18 protein-coding genes, 1 tRNA gene and 3 pseudogenes are annotated in these 16127 nt (G+C 64.7%); 16 read left to right on the top strand and 6 right to left on the bottom strand.

The window, feature by feature from the left end:
* The 3 genes and pseudogenes from A9W95_RS08365 to A9W95_RS27825 all read right to left on the bottom strand — a co-directional run.
* Positions 1-477, bottom strand: a 477-nt coding sequence (locus tag A9W95_RS08365) for a 1-acyl-sn-glycerol-3-phosphate acyltransferase (protein WP_371328037.1), incomplete at its 3' end; no start/stop codon positions are given.
* A gap of 31 nt (positions 478-508) precedes the next feature.
* Positions 509-1617: pseudogene (locus A9W95_RS08360) on the bottom strand (amidohydrolase family protein).
* Between the two features lie 10 nt (positions 1618-1627).
* Positions 1628-1837: pseudogene (locus tag A9W95_RS27825) on the bottom strand (glutamine synthetase); the annotation flags it as partial.
* On the opposite strand from A9W95_RS27825, the pseudogene A9W95_RS27820 reads away from it, so the two are divergent.
* The 3 genes and pseudogenes from A9W95_RS27820 to xerD all read left to right on the top strand — a co-directional run.
* Positions 1820-1960 (top strand): annotated as a pseudogene (locus A9W95_RS27820) (hypothetical protein); the annotation flags it as partial. The pseudogenes A9W95_RS27825 and A9W95_RS27820 sit on opposite strands and share 18 nt — an antisense overlap.
* The gene (locus A9W95_RS08350; RefSeq protein ID WP_067410711.1) at positions 1953-2585 is read left to right on the top strand and encodes an NUDIX hydrolase; all 633 of its coding nucleotides are present in this window, start codon (positions 1953-1955) and stop codon (positions 2583-2585) included. The pseudogene A9W95_RS27820 and the gene A9W95_RS08350, both read left to right, overlap by 8 nt.
* Positions 2582-3523 (top strand): site-specific tyrosine recombinase XerD, encoded by a 942-nt coding sequence (gene xerD, locus A9W95_RS08345; RefSeq protein WP_067410709.1) that lies wholly within the window; start codon positions 2582-2584, stop codon positions 3521-3523. The genes A9W95_RS08350 and xerD overlap by 4 nt, the downstream gene beginning before the upstream one ends.
* On the opposite strand, the gene A9W95_RS08340 is transcribed toward xerD, so the two are convergent.
* The gene (locus A9W95_RS08340; protein WP_067410727.1) at positions 3520-4278 is read right to left on the bottom strand and encodes an O-methyltransferase; all 759 of its coding nucleotides are present in this window, start codon (positions 4276-4278) and stop codon (positions 3520-3522) included. The two genes, xerD and A9W95_RS08340, sit on opposite strands and share 4 nt — an antisense overlap.
* A gap of 135 nt (positions 4279-4413) precedes the next feature.
* On the opposite strand from A9W95_RS08340, the gene A9W95_RS08335 reads away from it, so the two are divergent.
* The 9 genes from A9W95_RS08335 (at position 4414) to A9W95_RS08295 (ending at position 10996) form a co-directional block, all read left to right on the top strand.
* On the top strand, positions 4414-5277 hold the full coding sequence (locus A9W95_RS08335) for a ParA family protein (RefSeq protein ID WP_067410706.1): 864 nt from the start codon (positions 4414-4416) through the stop codon (positions 5275-5277).
* Positions 5274-6113, top strand: coding sequence for a segregation/condensation protein A (locus A9W95_RS08330; protein WP_067410703.1), 840 nt, complete (start codon positions 5274-5276; stop codon positions 6111-6113). Before A9W95_RS08335 ends, A9W95_RS08330 begins: the two co-directional genes overlap by 4 nt.
* Entirely contained in the window at positions 6094-6780 is a 687-nt protein-coding gene (scpB, locus tag A9W95_RS08325) for an SMC-Scp complex subunit ScpB (protein WP_067410701.1), read from the top strand. The genes A9W95_RS08330 and scpB overlap by 20 nt, the downstream gene beginning before the upstream one ends.
* Complete coding sequence (locus A9W95_RS08320; protein WP_067410698.1) at positions 6780-7532, top strand: pseudouridine synthase; 753 nt, start codon at positions 6780-6782, stop codon at positions 7530-7532. The genes scpB and A9W95_RS08320 overlap by 1 nt, the downstream gene beginning before the upstream one ends.
* A gap of 56 nt (positions 7533-7588) precedes the next feature.
* Positions 7589-8272: a (d)CMP kinase gene (cmk, locus tag A9W95_RS08315; RefSeq protein ID WP_067410695.1), complete on the top strand. Its 684-nt coding sequence runs from the start codon at positions 7589-7591 to the stop codon at positions 8270-8272.
* Positions 8269-9669, top strand: coding sequence for a ribosome biogenesis GTPase Der (der, locus tag A9W95_RS08310; RefSeq protein WP_067410694.1), 1401 nt, complete (start codon positions 8269-8271; stop codon positions 9667-9669). Before cmk ends, der begins: the two co-directional genes overlap by 4 nt.
* A gap of 172 nt (positions 9670-9841) precedes the next feature.
* A tRNA-Pro gene (locus A9W95_RS08305) sits at positions 9842-9918 on the top strand.
* A gap of 185 nt (positions 9919-10103) precedes the next feature.
* On the top strand, positions 10104-10475 hold the full coding sequence (locus A9W95_RS08300; RefSeq protein WP_067410691.1) for a hypothetical protein: 372 nt from the start codon (positions 10104-10106) through the stop codon (positions 10473-10475).
* 35 nt (positions 10476-10510) lie between these two features.
* Positions 10511-10996 carry a pyridoxamine 5'-phosphate oxidase family protein gene (locus A9W95_RS08295; RefSeq protein WP_067410689.1) on the top strand — a complete coding sequence of 162 codons (486 nt, stop codon included), beginning with the start codon at positions 10511-10513 and terminating at the stop codon, positions 10994-10996.
* Here the strand turns inward: A9W95_RS08295 and A9W95_RS08290 are convergent.
* Positions 10993-11454, bottom strand: coding sequence for a MarR family winged helix-turn-helix transcriptional regulator (locus tag A9W95_RS08290; protein ID WP_067410725.1), 462 nt, complete (start codon positions 11452-11454; stop codon positions 10993-10995). The two genes, A9W95_RS08295 and A9W95_RS08290, sit on opposite strands and share 4 nt — an antisense overlap.
* A 162-nt stretch (positions 11455-11616) precedes the next feature.
* On the opposite strand from A9W95_RS08290, the gene A9W95_RS08285 reads away from it, so the two are divergent.
* Both A9W95_RS08285 and A9W95_RS08280 read left to right on the top strand, forming a co-directional pair.
* Entirely contained in the window at positions 11617-12561 is a 945-nt protein-coding gene (locus A9W95_RS08285; protein ID WP_067410686.1) for an NADP-dependent oxidoreductase, read from the top strand.
* A gap of 76 nt (positions 12562-12637) precedes the next feature.
* A complete protein-coding gene (locus tag A9W95_RS08280) occupies positions 12638-13261 on the top strand; it encodes a DoxX family protein (RefSeq protein ID WP_371328036.1) in 624 nt (207 codons plus the stop codon).
* Positions 13262-13274: 13 nt separating this feature from the next.
* Here the strand turns inward: A9W95_RS08280 and A9W95_RS08275 are convergent, their stop codons facing one another.
* Positions 13275-13901, bottom strand: a complete 627-nt coding sequence (locus A9W95_RS08275) for a TetR/AcrR family transcriptional regulator (RefSeq protein WP_156746073.1) — start codon at positions 13899-13901, stop codon at positions 13275-13277.
* 96 nt (positions 13902-13997) lie between these two features.
* Here A9W95_RS08275 and A9W95_RS08270 point away from each other — a divergent pair, with 96 nt between their 5' ends.
* The gene (locus tag A9W95_RS08270) at positions 13998-15023 is read left to right on the top strand and encodes a Rieske 2Fe-2S domain-containing protein (RefSeq protein ID WP_067410681.1); all 1026 of its coding nucleotides are present in this window, start codon (positions 13998-14000) and stop codon (positions 15021-15023) included.
* A gap of 8 nt (positions 15024-15031) precedes the next feature.
* Entirely contained in the window at positions 15032-16123 is a 1092-nt protein-coding gene (locus A9W95_RS08265; RefSeq protein WP_067410679.1) for a dihydrodipicolinate reductase, read from the top strand.
* Positions 16124-16127: the final 4 nt, after the last annotated feature.

Below are 16127 nucleotides of genomic sequence, written 5' to 3'. Positions count from 1 at the left end.
ACTACTGATGGCCGACAAGCTGCTGCGCCTCAAGAGCATCCCGATCTCGTAGTCGCCGCCAGGGTAGACCAGCAGCGCTGCCCCGGAATCCAATGCGAGACGGGCGTTTTCGGGGTTCGCTGCCACGGTGCCGAACTTGCGTAACCAGCCCAGCGGCGGAGCGGAGACGACGAGGTTGTGGGCCAACTGGTAGAAAGGCCGCTCGACGCCGAAGTAGGAGCAGAACGCCAGCGTGAAGACGAAGGTGTCGGGGGGCACGTTGCCGCCGCTGTGGTTGCCGACCAACAGCACCGGCCCCTCGGCCGGGATGCGGTCCAGGCCCCGCACGTCCGCGCGGAAGTAGAACGACGCCAGCAACCAGGTCCCCGGCAGCTGGTCGCGAATGTAGTCGGGGTCCCGCTGGTCGAGGTCGGCCTTGGGCACCCACGACACGACCTTGTCGCGGGCCCACTCCAAGACGCCCTTCGCGGTCGCCATAATCGCCGGTATACCCCGGTGTCACCGGGGGTCAAACGCGGTACAGTCCTGCGGCGTTGCCGTGAGCGATCAGGTTGACCACCCGGACGGCGTCCGCTTCGCTCCAGTCGTCGTCGACGACGAAACCGCGCAACACCCGATGAATTGCCCTGCGCCACAGGGCCGCACCGAGAAAGTGGAGTTCCGTGGGGCCGAACCCGTCCGACGAATAGAGGATCTTGCCGAAGGGGGCCAGCTCCAGCAGCCGAGCGATGAAGGCCGGTGCCCGCGCCCCCAGCTGGTTCACGCTCAACCCGCCGTCGACATAGACGTGGTTGAAGGCCTGCGCCAGGTATCCGGCCTCGCGCTCGTAGGGATAGCAATGCAACAGCACGATCGGGGTGTCCGAGGACTGCCGCAGGAAGTCGAGCAGCAGCAGTGGGTTGGTCTTGTGCAGGTCGCAGTCCCGGTCGCCGAGGCCGACGTGGATTGCAGGGGCTTGCCCAGCCGCAGCGCCTGATGCAGGCCGAACCGCAGCAGCACCCGATCCTGCAAGCGGGTGCCGCCGCGGTCACGCCATCGGCTGGCCGCCTCGGCCACCTGGGCCGGCGCCGGCTCGCTCAGGTCGCCGTCGAATCCGCCCCGGTAGGCCAGGATCGACTTGGTGCCGACGGCCGTCGCCGCGCGTCGGTGCAGGATGTCCTCGAACGCCGCCGCGTAGTCGCCGGGCGCCCGGGCGGCTTGCTCGGCGACCTGCTCGAGGCGGATCACCTCGTGAGCGCGGTTACCGGACAACTCGGCCATCTCGGCGGGGCCGGCGGTCTCCGCGCCGATCCCGGTGTCCACCAGCCAGTCGCTCACCCCCGCGTCCGGCAGGAACATGCGGGCCAGTTCCGCCTCGCCGAACCGGTTGCGACGCTCCCAATATGATTGCGGATCTGCGTGTTTCGGGAGCCCAAGGACAGGGCTGCAGTGGGCGCGCACGGCGAAGCCCAGTTGCGTGTCGAATCCCGAACCCATGATGGGTTCGGTATTGGCCTCGTTGAGCGCGTTCTCGAACCGATTCCGGTCCCCCGCCGTCATCCAGCAACCGTGGACATGTTGATCGATCAGGGTCACATCGTCGATGTGGCCGGCCAGCGCGCGAGGGTCGGAAACCATGGTTGGCCCGTCACAGGCTCCAGGCCATGCGGAACTTGTCCGCCAGTTGCTCGGGGGCCAGGTCGCCGTATCGTTCGTGTTCCAGCTAACGGACGGCGACCACCATGTCGACCGCGGCATCGCCCAGGATGCCCCGCATCAGCTTCGAATCGTTCAGTGCGGCAATCACTTCGGCGTGATCTCGATGCAGACTCACGATACCGTCGCGTTCACGTTCGGAGGCGCCCTGGACTACAAGGCGGGCGAACTGCTGCCGGTGGAGATTCCCGAGCACGTGCCCAACGGCAATCAGCATCGAGAGGGCGTCAGCCAGCCGCTACCTGAACCCGCGGCCCGTGGCTGAACACGACTTCGAGACGATTTCGTCCGAAACCCTCTACCAGGGCGCCATTTTCGCGCTGCGCCGCGATCAGGTTCGGATGCCGGGCGGCAATGTCGCCAAACGCGAGGTGCTCGAACACTACGGAGCCGTCGCCATCGTGGCGATGGACGACGACAACAACATTCCGATGGTCTACCAGTATCGCCATACCTACGGTCGGCGGCTGTGGGAACTACCCGCCGGACTGCTGGACGAGTCCGGTGAGCCGCCGGAAGAGACCGCCGCCCGCGAACTCAAAGAAGAGGTCGGTCTGCAGGCCAAGAACTGGCAGGTGCTAGTCGACGTCAACACCGCGCCGGGCTACAGCGACGAATCGGTGCGAGTTTATCTGGCTACCGGATTGACCGAAGTGCAGCGCCCCGCCGCCGAAGACGAAGAAGCCGACATGACGATGCGCTGGTATCCGATCGCCGAGGCGGCGCAGCGTGTGCTCAGCGGGGAGATCGTGAATTCCATTGCCATCGGCGGCATTCTGGCCGCCTACGCCGTCGTGACCGGATCCGCTCAGGCGCGTCCCATCGACACCGAGTGGGTCGACCGGCCGGAAGCGTTCATGGCCCGAAAGAATCAGCAGAACGCGCAGTGACAGCGGCGACGCTGCAGACACAACTACAGGGCTACCTCGACCACCTGACCATCGAGCGCGGCGTGGCCGCCAACACGCTGAGCTCCTACCGCCGCGACCTGCGCCGCTATTCAAAACATCTGGAAGAACGCGGCATTCACGATCTGGCCAAAGTCGGCGAGGAGGACGTCAGCGAATTCTTGGTCTCGCTGCGGCGCGGTGACCCCGAGGCGGGCGCGGTGGGGCTCTCGGCGGTATCGGCGGCGCGAGCGCTCATCGCGGTGCGCGGCTTGCATCGCTTCGCCGCGGCCGAAGGCCTCGCGGATTTCGATGTGGCCCGCGCGGTCCGGCCACCGACTCCGGGCCGTCGTTTGCCCAAGAGCTTGACGATCGACGAAGTGCTGGCGCTGCTGGAAGCCGCCGGCGGCGATAACGCGTCCGACGGTCCGCTGACCTTGCGCAACCGAGCGCTTTTGGAATTGTTGTATTCCACCGGCGCGCGGATTTCCGAGGCCGTCGGTCTCGACATCGACGACATCGACACGCAAGCCCGTTCAGTGCTGTTGCAAGGCAAGGGCGGCAAACAGCGGCTGGTTCCGGTGGGGCGCCCCGCCGTACAGGCACTCGACGCCTACTTGGTGCGCGGCCGGCCCGACCTGGCCCGGCGCGGTCGCGGCACCCCGGCCATCTTCCTCAATGCGCGCGGCGGCCGGTTGTCACGGCAGAGCGCCTGGCAGGTTCTGCAGGATGCGGCCGAGCGAGCGGGCATCACCTCGGGGGTGTCGCCGCACATGTTGCGCCACTCGTTCGCGACGCATCTGCTCGAAGGCGGCGCGGATGTGCGGGTGGTGCAAGAACTGCTCGGACACGCCTCGGTGACGACGACGCAGATCTACACATTGGTGACTGTGCACGCCCTGCGGGAAGTGTGGGCCGGGGCGCACCCCCGGGCCACCTAACCTGCGCCCAGGAATTCCGATTCGAGCACCAGGTCGGAGACCAGCGACTGGTATTCCAGGTGCGCTTTGTGCTCGATGGTGTTCCACGCCTTACCTTGCTGCTGGCGCATGAACTCGCGGTATTTCGGCGCGCCGGGCACCCGGACATTGTCGGCCACCACGATCGAGCCCTGATGCAGCCAACCGCGCGCCAGAATGCTCTTCAGGTCCGATAGGTACGCGTTCTTGTCGTGGTCGAGGAACAGGAAGTCGAGCGCACCGTCGGTGAAGCCGTGCTCGGTGGCCAGCGCGTCGAGGGTGCGCCCACCGTCACCGATGGTGCCGACGACGCACGTCACCCGATCGGCCACCCCGGCGTGTGCCCAGATCCGCCGGGCGTTGTCGGCATTGGCCTCGGCCAGTTCGATCGAATACACCTTGGCCGTCGGGGCCGCCCTGGCGATGCGCAGCGCCCCGTACCCCACATACGTGCCCAACTCGAGGGCGAGCGTCGGGTGGGCGCGGCGCACCGCGGCATCGAGTAGCTGCCCCTTCTCGTCGCCGACGTTGATCAGCATGGATTTCTCGTAGGCGAACTTGTCGATGGTGGCCAGCACGCCGTCGATGTCTCCGGCGCGGGCGTGCCGGAGCACATAGTTGACCGCGGCCTCCTCACGACCGTCACCGATCTGGCCTGTTGTGGTGATGTTGCGGTTCCCGGCCGCCAACCGCCAGAACGACCAGCGCAACACGGGGAAGCGTGCTTTGAGAGTCACCTGGTCACCATACGTAGGGCCGTCGTCTCGAGTCGACAGCTGGAGCGGTTGCCTGCGGGTCTCCCGGCGCAGGCCGAACCAGCCGTTAGACTTTCCTGCGATGCCCACCTCGACGCCCGTCACCACCGGCCGGGTATGACCGACGACCCGGACAGCGCCATTGAGATCGGCCTGACCGGCAGGCCGCCGCGGGCGATTCCCGACCCCCAGCCTCGGACCTCGCACGGCCCGGCCAAGGTGGTCGCGATGTGCAATCAGAAGGGCGGTGTCGGCAAGACCACGTCGACCATCAACCTGGGTGCCGCGCTCGCCGAATATGGCCGACGGGTGCTGCTGGTCGACATGGACCCGCAGGGGGCGCTGTCGGCTGGCCTGGGTGTGCCGCACTGGGAGTTGGACAAGACCGTCCACAACCTCTTGGTCGAGCCGCGGGTTTCGATCGAACACGTGCTGCTGCACACCCGGGTCAAAAATCTCGATCTGGTGCCCAGCAACATCGACCTGTCCGCCGCGGAGATTCAGTTGGTCAACGAGGTAGGACGGGAACAGACGCTGGCCCGGGCGCTGCACCCGGTGCTGGACCGTTACGACTATGTGTTGATCGACTGCCAGCCCTCGCTAGGGCTGCTCACCGTCAACGGTCTGGCCTGCGCTGACGGGGTGGTGATTCCGACCGAGTGCGAATTCTTCTCGTTGCGCGGTCTGGCGCTGCTGACCGACACGGTCGACAAGGTCCGTGACCGGCTCAACCCGAAGCTCGACATCAGCGGAATTCTGATCACGCGCTATGACCCGCGGACCGTCAACTCCCGCGAGGTGATGGCCCGGGTGGTGGAGCGGTTCGGTGACCTAGTGTTCGACACCGTGATCACCCGTACGGTTCGGTTCCCGGAAACCAGCGTGGCCGGTGAGCCCATCACGACCTGGGCGCCCAAGTCGGGTGGTGCTCTGGCCTACCGCGCGCTGGCTCGCGAGTTCATCGACCGATTCGGCATGTGAGCGCCCAGACACACGGTTCGGCGGCACCCGAGAACGGCTTTCAGGTCCGGCTGACCAACTTCGAAGGGCCGTTCGATCTGCTGCTGCAGCTGATCTTCGCCCACCGCCTGGACGTCACGGAGGTGGCGTTGCACCAGGTCACCGACGACTTCATCGCCTACACCAAAGCGATCGGTGCGCAGCTCGATCTCGACGAGACGACAGCGTTCCTGGTGGTCGCCGCGACCCTGTTGGATCTCAAGGCGGCTCGCCTGCTGCCGGCCGGTCAAGTCGACGACGACGAAGACTTGGCCCTGCTCGAGGTGCGCGACCTGCTGTTTGCCCGGCTACTGCAGTACCGCGCCTTCAAGCACGTCGCGGAGATGTTCGCCGAACTGGAGGCCACCGCGCTGCGGAGCTACCCGCGTGCGGTGTCGCTGGAGGACCGCTTCGCCGGGTTGCTTCCGGAGGTGATGCTGGGCGTCGACGCGGCCCGGTTCGCCGAGATCGCGGCGGTCGCCTTCACTCCGCGCCCGGTACCGACGGTGGCGACGGGGCATCTGCACGAGTTGCAAGTGTCGGTGCCCGAGCAGGCGCAACATATCTTGGCGATGCTGCAGACGCGGGGCAGCGGCCACTGGGCGTCATTTTCGGAACTGGTCGCCGACTGCACCGCGCCGGTCGAGATTGTCGGGCGGTTCCTGGCGCTCCTCGAACTGTATCGGTCCAGGGCGGTAGCATTCGACCAGGCAGAGCCCCTTGGCGTGCTCCAAGTTTCGTGGACCGGGGAACGGCCGACTACCCCTGGTAGCGACGAAGAGGAGGAGCGGCGCTCAGATGAGCGACCAGACCAGTGATCACGACCTGGGCATCGACATCGCCGAGCCCGCGGAGATGGATCCCGACGATCTCGGCCGGGTCCTCGAGGCGCTTCTGCTGGTGGTCGATACTCCGGTGACCGCCGAAGCGCTGGCCACTGCCACCGAGCAGCCGGTGTACCGGGTCGAGGCGAAGTTGCGGGTCATGGCCGAGGAGCTGACTGACCGCGACAGCGGCATCGATCTACGGCAAACCGGTGAGGGGTGGCGGCTGTATACCCGCGCCCGCTTCGCCCCGTACGTCGAAAAACTGTTGCTCGACGGCGCGCGCACCAAGCTGACCCGGGCCGCGCTGGAGACACTGGCCGTGGTGGCCTATCGCCAACCCGTGACGCGGGCGCGGGTCAGCGCGGTGCGGGGCGTCAACGTCGATGCCGTCATGCGCACGTTGCTGGCACGTGGCCTGATCACCGAAGTGGGACTCGACGAAGACAGCGGCGCAACGACGTTCGCCACTACCGAGTTGTTCTTGGAGCGGCTCGGCCTGACGTCGCTGGCCGACCTGCCCGACATCGCGCCGCTGCTGCCCGACGTCGACACCATCGACGATCTGAGCGAATCGTTGGACAGCGAGCCACGTTTCATGAAACTCAGTGGAGCCCAGAGCTCGGATCAGCCGCTGACTTTCGACGTGGACCGCGATTGATGACCGACGGCGAACAGTCGCGCGGAACGCGTCTGCAAAAAGTGTTGTCCCAAGCCGGAGTCGCCTCCCGGCGGGCGGCCGAGCAGTTGATCCTCGAGGGCCGGGTCGAGGTGGACGGCGAGGTGGTGACTGAATTAGGTACTCGAGTCGATCCGGACGCTTCGGTCATCCATGTCGACGGTGCCCGCATCGTTCTTGACGACTCGCTGGTCTATCTGGCTTTGAACAAGCCACGCGGCATGCACTCGACGATGTCGGATGATCGCGGTCGGCCTTGCATCGGTGACCTGGTCGAACGAAAGGTCCGCGGCAGCAAGAAGTTGTTCCATGTCGGGCGCTTGGACGCCGACACCGAAGGGTTGATCTTGCTGACCAACGACGGCGAGCTGGCACACCGGTTGATGCATCCGTCGCACGAAGTGCCGAAGACCTATGTGGCGACGGTGGCCGGGACCGTGCAGCGAGGGTTGGGCAAGAAGTTGCGGGCCGGGATCGAGTTGGACGACGGACCGGTGGCGGTCGACGATTTCGCGGTCGTGGACGCCATTCCGGGTAAGACGTTGGTGCGGGTCACTTTGCACGAAGGGCGCAATCGGATTGTGCGCCGGTTGCTCGCGGCGGTGGGGTATCCGGTGGAGGCGTTGGTGCGCACCGACATTGGGCCGGTGACGCTCGGAAAGCAGCGTCCCGGCAGTTTCCGCGCGCTGGGCCAGGATGAGATCGGGCAGCTGTACAAAGCGGTGGGCCTGTGAACGGAGCGAGCGGAACGAGCGCAGCGAGTGACGGGAGTGGAGCGAACCATCAAACTGTGAACGGGATAGTCGTTGCCATTGACGGTCCGGCGGGTACCGGAAAGTCTTCGGTGTCAAGAGGTTTGGCGCGTGAGCTAGGTGCGCGCTACCTGGACACCGGGGCGATGTACCGGATGGTGACGCTGGCCGTGCTGCGCGCCGGTGTCGATCCTGCGGACTCGGCCGGAGTCGAGGCGCTGGCGTCGACGGTGCAGATGTCCGTCGGCTATGACCCCGAGGGCAGCAGCTTCTACCTTGCGGGAGAGGACGTTTCGTCGCAGATCCGCCGTGACGACGTCACCCAGGCGGTGTCAGCGGTATCGGCCATACCGTCGGTGCGCAGCAGGTTGGTCGACATTCAGCGCGCCCTGGCCGACGGCCCGGACAACGTCGTCGTGGAGGGCCGTGACATCGGCACGGTGGTGCTTCCCGACGCGCCGGTCAAGATCTTCCTGACCGCGTCACCGGAGACCCGTGCCAAGCGCCGCAACGACCAGAACGTCGCGGCGGGATTGGCCGACGACTATGACAATGTCCTGGCCGACGTCCGTCGGCGTGATCACTTGGATTCCACCCGGGCGGTGTCACCGCTGCGCCCGGCGTCGGACGCGGTGATCGTCGACACCAGCGACATGTCCGAGTCCGAAGTGGTGGCGCATTTGCGTGATCTGGTGATGCAGCGAAGCGAGGCGCTGCGGTGAGTCAGGACGGCACCTGGGCCGACGAAAGTGACTGGGAACTCGACGATTCGGAGTTGGCCGAGCTGGAAGAGGCGGGCCCGGCGCCGGTGGTGGCGGTCGTCGGGCGGCCCAACGTCGGCAAGTCGACACTGGTGAATCGCATCTTGGGTCGCCGCGAGGCCGTCGTCCAAGACGTTCCCGGGGTCACCCGCGACCGGGTTTCTTACGATGCGTTGTGGACCGGGCGCCGATTCGTCGTGCAGGACACCGGCGGGTGGGAGCCCGACGCCAAGGGGCTGCAGCAGTTAGTGGCCGAGCAGGCGTCGGTGGCGATGCGCACCGCCGACGCGATCATCTTGGTCGTCGACTCCACCGTCGGTGCGACCTCCGCCGACGAAGCCGCAGCCCGCATCCTGGTGCGTTCGGGCAAGCCGGTTTTCCTGGCGGCCAACAAAGTCGACAGCGAGCGGGGGGAAGCCGACGCGGCGGCACTGTGGTCGCTGGGACTCGGTGAACCGCATCCGATCAGCGCCATGCACGGCCGCGGCGTGGCCGACCTGTTGGACGAGGTGTTGGCGGCGCTTCCCGAGGTGGGGGAGCGGGTCGCTGGTGGCGGGGGTCCCCGTCGGGTGGCGTTGGTGGGAAAACCCAACGTGGGCAAGAGTTCTCTGCTGAACAAGCTCGCCGGCGACGAGCGGTCGGTGGTCCACGATGTGGCCGGCACGACGGTGGATCCGGTGGACTCGCTGATCGAGCTGGGCGGCAAAGTGTGGCGCTTCGTCGACACCGCGGGCCTGCGTCGCAAGGTGGGCCAGGCCAGTGGACACGAGTACTACGCGTCGGTGCGCACCCACGGCGCCATCGACGCCGCTGAAGTCGTGATTGTGCTCATCGACGCCTCACACCCGTTGACCGAACAAGACCAGCGGGTGCTGTCCATGGTCATCGAATCCGGGCGCGCGTTGGTGTTGGCCTTCAACAAATGGGACTTAGTCGACGAAGATCGTCGCGAACTGCTGGAACGAGAGATCGAGCGGGAGCTGGTGCAGTTGCGCTGGGCGCAGCGGGTCAACATCTCCGCCAAGACCGGGCGAGCGGTGCAGAAGCTGGTTCCGGCGATGGAGACCGCGCTAGCGTCGTGGGACGCTCGCATTGCGACCGGGCCGCTGAACACCTGGATCAAGGAAGTGGTTGCGGCCACCCCGCCGCCGGTGCGGGGTGGCAAGCAGCCCCGAATACTGTTCGCCACCCAGGCGACCGCGCGCCCGCCGACGTTCGTGCTGTTCACCAGCGGCTTCCTCGAGGCGGGCTATCGGCGTTTCCTGGAGCGACGGCTACGCGAGACGTTCGGCTTCGAAGGCAGTCCGATTCGGATCAATGTGCGGGTACGGGAGAAGCGGGGCGGTAAGCGCCGCTGAGCTTCGGGGGGCGTCGAGTGTGTGCTGGCGGCTTCCAGTGTGCAGTCCCGGCGGGATCTGGCCGGTTTGTGCGCCTTGGGCGCACGCTCGACGCCGTAACCGCACACTCACTGATAGCTGGTCCTGCCGTACGGTAGGCTTTCGACCTGCTGCCGATGGAGTCTGGCAGCACCGGGCTGTGGCGCAGTTTGGTAGCGCACTTGACTGGGGGTCAAGTGGTCGCAGGTTCAAATCCTGTCAGCCCGACCAAAGAACGTGCAGGTAGACGCAAGAAATTGCTCGACCATCCGCCTACCCACTTCCTCACCTCACCACCCGAGCAAGGCCGTCGTCGCGGCACAAGTGAGGCAGCACCAGCACAAGTGGGTAACTAACGCGATAGCGCGCCGGACGCGCCGTTTGCAATCAGGTCAGTAGTCGGAAGGTGGCATCAAATGGGTGGTCACGATGGAGGCCGGTGGGACGTCGGTATCAAGGAGGACGCGATATTCCTTGCGCGTGTCTCTGATGGAGGCAAGCGGTTGTTCGACGACTCGCTGGCAGCTGAGGAAGCTCGCGAACTCGCCGAATTGTTGACGAAGTTCGCTGACAAGCTCGACCACTCCGAGAAGTCCGACGACTCCGAGAAGTCCAAAGGGAAGTCAAAAGGCAAGTCGAAGGACTCTGACGACGACTCGGACGATGACGACTCGGACGATGACGACGACTCCGACGAGGATGACGACGACTCCGACAAGGACGACGACGACAAAGACAAGGACTCCGACAAAGACAAGGACTCCGACAAAGACGACGAGGACTCCTAACACCAGGCGCCGATGGGCCTACCATCACCAGCGTGATGGACGCCCAGGAACTGTCGCGCGAGCTGGGCCACCCCGGCGCCCGGGAACTGCTCTCCGGGTCCATGGCTCGGCTCGCCTACAACGGACACGACGGCTTCCCTAGAGTCGTCCCGGTCGGGTTCTACTGGACCGGCGAACGCATCGTCGTCTCCACCGCACCGACGTCTCCAAAAGCCCGCGCGCTCAAGTCCCGCCCCCAAGTCGCCTTGACGATTGACGGTGGCTCCACCCCTCAAGAGGCGAAGGCCTTGTTGGTGCGCGGCCTGGCCACCGTGGAGACCGTCGACGGCGTCACCGACGAATACCTTGCGGCCGCGAGGACGTCGATGGACGGACCTGAACTGGCCGAATTCGAACGCAACGTGCGCTCGACGTACCCGCAGATGGTCCGCATCGCGATCGAGCCGCTGTGGGCGCGGTTCTACGACTTCAGCGCGGGCCGCTTGCCGACGTACCTGGCCGACCTCATCAACGGCAGTTAACCGCCGGCATGTCTACGCGAGGTGGCCGAGCGGGGTGGCCGGGCCCGCATGTGATCGCGCACGCGGCTCATCAGGTTGCCGAGGGTTCGCACGTCCTCACCGGACAGCGACTCGAACAACAGGTCACGGACGACCTGGATGTGCCCGGGCATGACGGCCTCGATACGCGCGCGCCCCGCCTTGGTGATGTCGACGACTCTCGCACGCTGGTCATGCGGGCTGCCTTCACGAGTGATGAGCCCAGCCTGCTCCAATAAGCCGGCCTGATGGGTGAGGCCGCTGCGACTATAAACCACGCCGTCTGCCAACTCGGTCATGGTCAGGGGCTGTTGCGCATCAACCAATTTCGCCAGGATCTCGAACTGCACATAGCTGAGGTCGCCATCGGCGCGCAACTGTTGGTGCACGGCGTACTGAAGCAAACTGACCGCTTCGGTGAGAGCGAAGTACGTGCGCATCTGCTCACGGTTGAGTGTTCTGGCCACACCCACATACTAGTGCTTCGATGTCGAAGCAATATGGCAACGATCACAACCCGCCCCGGAATTGCTTCGAGTTCGAAGCAGTTACTCCTAGCGTAACCGCTTCGACTTCGAAGCAATCACCCAAAGGAGTAAATCATGAAGGCCGTGCTCTACCACCGCTATGGCGACAGTGACGTTCTGCGATACGACGAGATCGAGCGGCCCAAGCCGGGCACCGGGCAGGTCCTGGTGAAGGTCGCCGCCACCTCGTTCAACCCCGTCGACGCAGGCATCCGCGGGGGATACCTGTCGGAGGTCTACACCATCTCGTTCCCTCACGTGCCAGGCGTCGACGTCGCGGGCACCATCGTCGAATCTGGTGACGGGGTGATGGGCTGGAACGTGGGCGACGCCGTGGTGGGCATGCTTCCGTTGGACGCCAACGGCGCTGCGGCGCAGTACGTCATCGCCCCGGCCGAGGTGCTGACCAGCGCTCCCCGGTCGGTGCCCCTGGCCGATGCCGCCGCACTACCGACGGTCGGGCTGACCGCGTGGCAGGCCTTGTTCGAGGTCGCCAATCTGACCGGTGGGCAGACGATCCTGATCAACGGCGCGGGTGGGGCGGTCGGCGGCTACGCGGTCCAACTCGCCAAGCAAGCCGGCGCCATCGTCACCGCAACTGGATCGTCGCGCAGCGCGACCCGTCTGCGCGACTACGGAGTCGACCAAATCATCGACTACATCGACTACACCGAGACACCGATAGCGGTTGCGGGCCAGCCGTTCGACGTGGTGCTCAACCTGGTCAGTACCACACCGGAGCAGACGGCCGCCCTCGTCGGCCTCGTCGCAGACGGTGGCGTGCACGTCGGCACCATGACATCTGGGCCGGATGACCCTGAGCGACGAGTGCGCACGCAACGCATCTTCGTTCGCAGCGACGCCACGCAACTGGCCGACTTGGTCCGCCGTGTCGACGCCGGAAAGCTGTCGATCGACGTCGCCGACCGCCGCCCGTTAACCGACGTCGCGGCTGTGCACGACGACTCCGACGCTAATCGCCTGCCTGGCAAGACAATTCTGCTTCCGCCGACTTTATAGCCAACCGATATGACGAGACCTAGGGCACCCGCCTCAGCCGGCGGGTCCTCGCCGGGCAAATTGATGACAGCCTGTAATGAACCTCACACGCGCGCTCGTCGTAACTAACGACGGGTTCGCGCCGGGCGACTCCCGAACTACGGGCAAAAGGACGACCGTGATTGCACAAATGTGGCGATGGATCGCTTATCCTCCGAGCAACGCACCAGCTGCGACCATCTTGATCAGGCTGATGGCCGGAGGCGTGTTCTGCTGGGAAGGCGTGATCAAGTTCGTCTTCCCCAATCAGGGCGTGGGCCGCTTCACCAAGATCGGCATCCCCTTCCCGGAGTTCAGCGCCGACTTCGTCGGTGTTTTGGAGATCGCCGGCGGACTACTCCTGCTCTTCGGCCTGTTCACGCGATTCATCGCCATTCCGTTCATCGTCGAGATGGTCGTCGCGATGCTGTCGACCAAAATAGCCATGTTCCTTGGTGTTTCGCCACTGCCACTGCCGCCGGTGCCGCCACAGACCGGATTCTGGGCCGTGCTTCATGAAATTCGCTCGGAGTACGCCCAGTTGCTGACCGTGACGTTCCTGCTCATCGTCGGCGCCGGCCCCTGGTCGATCGACGCACTGCTTTCCCGCCGCCGCAAAGGCCGGCCGCAACAAGTCCGACCGTCCGAGAACTCCTCGACTGGCATCCCCCAAGTCGTGTAGCAACCCGGCCGCACTATTCGGGAGAGTCGGTCAGGTAGGCAACGATCGCATTTGTCAATCCTTCGCGCGCCTCGTCGAGGTCCACATAGCTGCCAAGTTGCTTCTCCGACACCAGACCTCGCATCGCGCCCGGGATGAACGCTGCCACCTGGTGAACGCGTTGAGGATCGACTCGCAGATCGGCGAACGCCTTCTGGCACGTCTCGATCCAGCTTTGGCCCCAGGATCTCAATTCGGCGGCGGTGGCGGGAAAGAGGCGTTCGAGGTCCTCGGGATTGCGGGGGAGCGCTGCGCGCAGGATCTCGATCGCGCGGGAATCCGGTGCCGCCAAGCCGGCGTACAAGGTGTTGATGATGCCTGCCACCCGGTCCCGCAGCGGAATGCCGGCATCGGTGCCGGCAAAAAGAGTGGCGCGCCGCTCGGCGGTATGGTGCAGCACCGCAGCCCAGAACCCATCGGCATCACCGAACTGGTACTGCACCGTGCCCCAGGTGACACCGATCTTCTTGGCGATGCGGTTAGCCGATACGGCGCCCGGATCCCCGGTGGCCAATGCCTCGACCGCTGCGTTGAGCATCGCCTCACGCGTAGCGATGCCGCGCCGGTTGGACGACCGGCGCGCGCTGTCGGGCACCGCCATGCGCGCATCCTACCGAGTGTCGAAGTTTCATTGACTACTCTATGAATCGATCATAGGTTCGTCTACAAGCCCCGGGTCGGACAAGGAGGAGTCGAGATGGCCAAGCCGCCGTTGTCGATGAAACCGACCGGATGGTTCCAAGTTGCGTGGTCCGACGAAATCGGCGTCGGCGAGGTGCGTCGGATGAAGTACTTCGGCCAAGAGCTGGTCGGATGGCGATCGGAATCTGGGCAGCTCACCGTCATGAACGCCTACTGCGAACACTTGGGCGCACATCTTGGCTACGGCGGGCACGTCGTTGGCGAGGTCATCCAGTGTCCCTTCCACGGTTGGCAGTGGAACCTCGAAGGCCGCAACGTATGCATCCCTTATGAGCAACGGCCCAACCGCGGCCGTCGGATCAAGATCTACCCGGTGGTAGAACGCAACGAATCCGTCTACATCTGGCACGACGTGGAAAACCGCAAGCCATTCTTCGACGCGCCCGACGTATTTGCCTCCTTCGGCGATGGCAGTAGCACGGCCGATTACTACCCGCAGCAACGGTTGTTCGAGCAGGGCCACGAGATGCACCCGCAGTACGTGTTGGAGAACGGCGTGGACTTTGCGCACTTCAAATACGTGCACGGCACCCCGATCAATCCGATCTTCACGCGACACGACTTCGACCAGCCGGTGTCCTACGTAGACTTCACGATCACCTTCGAAGGTGAGGACGATCAGTCGATCAACGACGTCAAGAGCGGTGTGGAGGCAATTAACGGTGGGCTCGGCATAGCGGTGACCAAGAGTTGGGGGATGATCGACAACCGCACCATCTCGTGCATCACCCCGGTCGACGAATCCACCTCTGATGTCCGCTTCATGGTCTACATCGGCCGGGCCCCCAGCCGGAACCCCGAGCGGGCGGCAGTCAAGGCCGCTGAATTCGGTGCGGAAGTCATTCGGCAATTCCGTCAAGACATCCACATCTGGTCACACCAGCGCTATTCGGATCCACCGGCATTGGCGAGCGGAGAGCTCAAGGGCTTCAACGCCATTCGCCAATGGGCCAAACAATTCTATCCAGATGGCATCGGCGGCAGCGCTGCCGAAGTCAACGCAGCCCTACAGAAAGGTTGAGCCGGAGCATGGCTACCAGCACCCAACCCATCCGGGTCTTCCAAGTCGCGACTGGCAACGTCGGCTCGGAGATGATCAAACGCATCGCGAGCCAGCCAGACCTCGAACTTGTTGGTGTACATTGCTATTCACCTGAAAAGGTGGGCAAGGATGCCGGTGAACTCGCCGGGCTTTCGCCCAACGGTGTGATTGCCACCGGCACGGTCGAAGAGATCATCGCCGCCCACCCGGATGTGTTGACATTCCACGGCGTGTTCCCCGACGAGGATCTCTACATCCAGGTCCTCGAAGCCGGCATCGACATCGTCACCACCGCCGACTGGATCACCGGTTGGCACCGCGACAAGAACCACCCACACCCGTCGGGCAAGAAAGTCACCCAGCTGCTGCAGGAGGCGTGCGAGAAGGGCGGATCCACCTTCTACGGCACCGGCATGAACCCAGGTCTGAATCAGATCCTGGGCGTAGTCGCTTCCGCCAACGTCGCCGACATCGAGAACATCGTCACCATCGAGTCCGTCGACGTGTCATGCCATCACAGCAAGGACACCTGGATCGAGGTGGGTTACGGCCTGCCGGTCGACGACCCCAGCATCCCCGGCAAGCTCGAGAAGTACACCCGCGTTTTCGCCGACAGCGTCTACCTGATGGCTGACTGCTTCGACGTCACCCTCGACGAGGTGAAGTTCACCTATGAATTAGGCGCCTGCACCAAGGATGTCGACCTGGGCTGGTACCAACTACCCAAAGGATCTCTCGGTGGCAATTACATCAAGTACCAGGGCATGGTCGACGGCGTTGCGCGCATCGAGACCCACCTCGAATGGCAGATGACACCCCACACCGACCCCAGCTGGGACATCAAGGGCTGCTACATCACTCAGATCAAAGGCGACCCGTATATCTACAACAAGCACATGATCTTCCCGAAACCCGGTGTGGACCTCAGTAATCCAGAGAACTTCGCCTCCATCGGCATGACCGTCACCGGCATGCCGGCACTCAATTCGATCAAAGCCGTGGTCGACGCGCCGCCAGGAATCGTCACCAGCGCCGACCTACCGCTGCGGGGTTTCGCGGGCCGGTTCAAGACGCGTTGAGTCA

The sequence above is a fragment of the Mycobacterium sp. 1423905.2 genome (assembly GCF_001673155.1).
Taxonomy (GTDB): domain Bacteria; phylum Actinomycetota; class Actinomycetes; order Mycobacteriales; family Mycobacteriaceae; genus Mycobacterium.
Note: the sequence above shows the minus strand (reverse complement) of the source record. Positions and strands in the feature narration are given on the sequence as shown.

Coding starts and splice junctions, on each gene's coding strand:
- A9W95_RS08285 (WP_067410686.1), top strand. CDS start 11,617: ATGAAGGCCGTGCTCTACCACCGCTATGGCGACAGTGACGTTCTGCGA.
- scpB (WP_067410701.1), top strand. CDS start 6,094: ATGAGCGACCAGACCAGTGATCACGACCTGGGCATCGACATCGCCGAG.
- A9W95_RS08265 (WP_067410679.1), top strand. CDS start 15,032: ATGGCTACCAGCACCCAACCCATCCGGGTCTTCCAAGTCGCGACTGGC.
- A9W95_RS08270 (WP_067410681.1), top strand. CDS start 13,998: ATGGCCAAGCCGCCGTTGTCGATGAAACCGACCGGATGGTTCCAAGTT.
- A9W95_RS08295 (WP_067410689.1), top strand. CDS start 10,511: ATGGACGCCCAGGAACTGTCGCGCGAGCTGGGCCACCCCGGCGCCCGG.
- A9W95_RS08320 (WP_067410698.1), top strand. CDS start 6,780: ATGACCGACGGCGAACAGTCGCGCGGAACGCGTCTGCAAAAAGTGTTG.
- A9W95_RS08275 (WP_156746073.1), bottom strand. CDS start 13,901: ATGGCGGTGCCCGACAGCGCGCGCCGGTCGTCCAACCGGCGCGGCATC.
- A9W95_RS08335 (WP_067410706.1), top strand. CDS start 4,414: ATGACCGACGACCCGGACAGCGCCATTGAGATCGGCCTGACCGGCAGG.
- A9W95_RS08280 (WP_371328036.1), top strand. CDS start 12,638: ATGAACCTCACACGCGCGCTCGTCGTAACTAACGACGGGTTCGCGCCG.
- A9W95_RS08290 (WP_067410725.1), bottom strand. CDS start 11,454: ATGCGCACGTACTTCGCTCTCACCGAAGCGGTCAGTTTGCTTCAGTAC.
- A9W95_RS08300 (WP_067410691.1), top strand. CDS start 10,104: ATGGGTGGTCACGATGGAGGCCGGTGGGACGTCGGTATCAAGGAGGAC.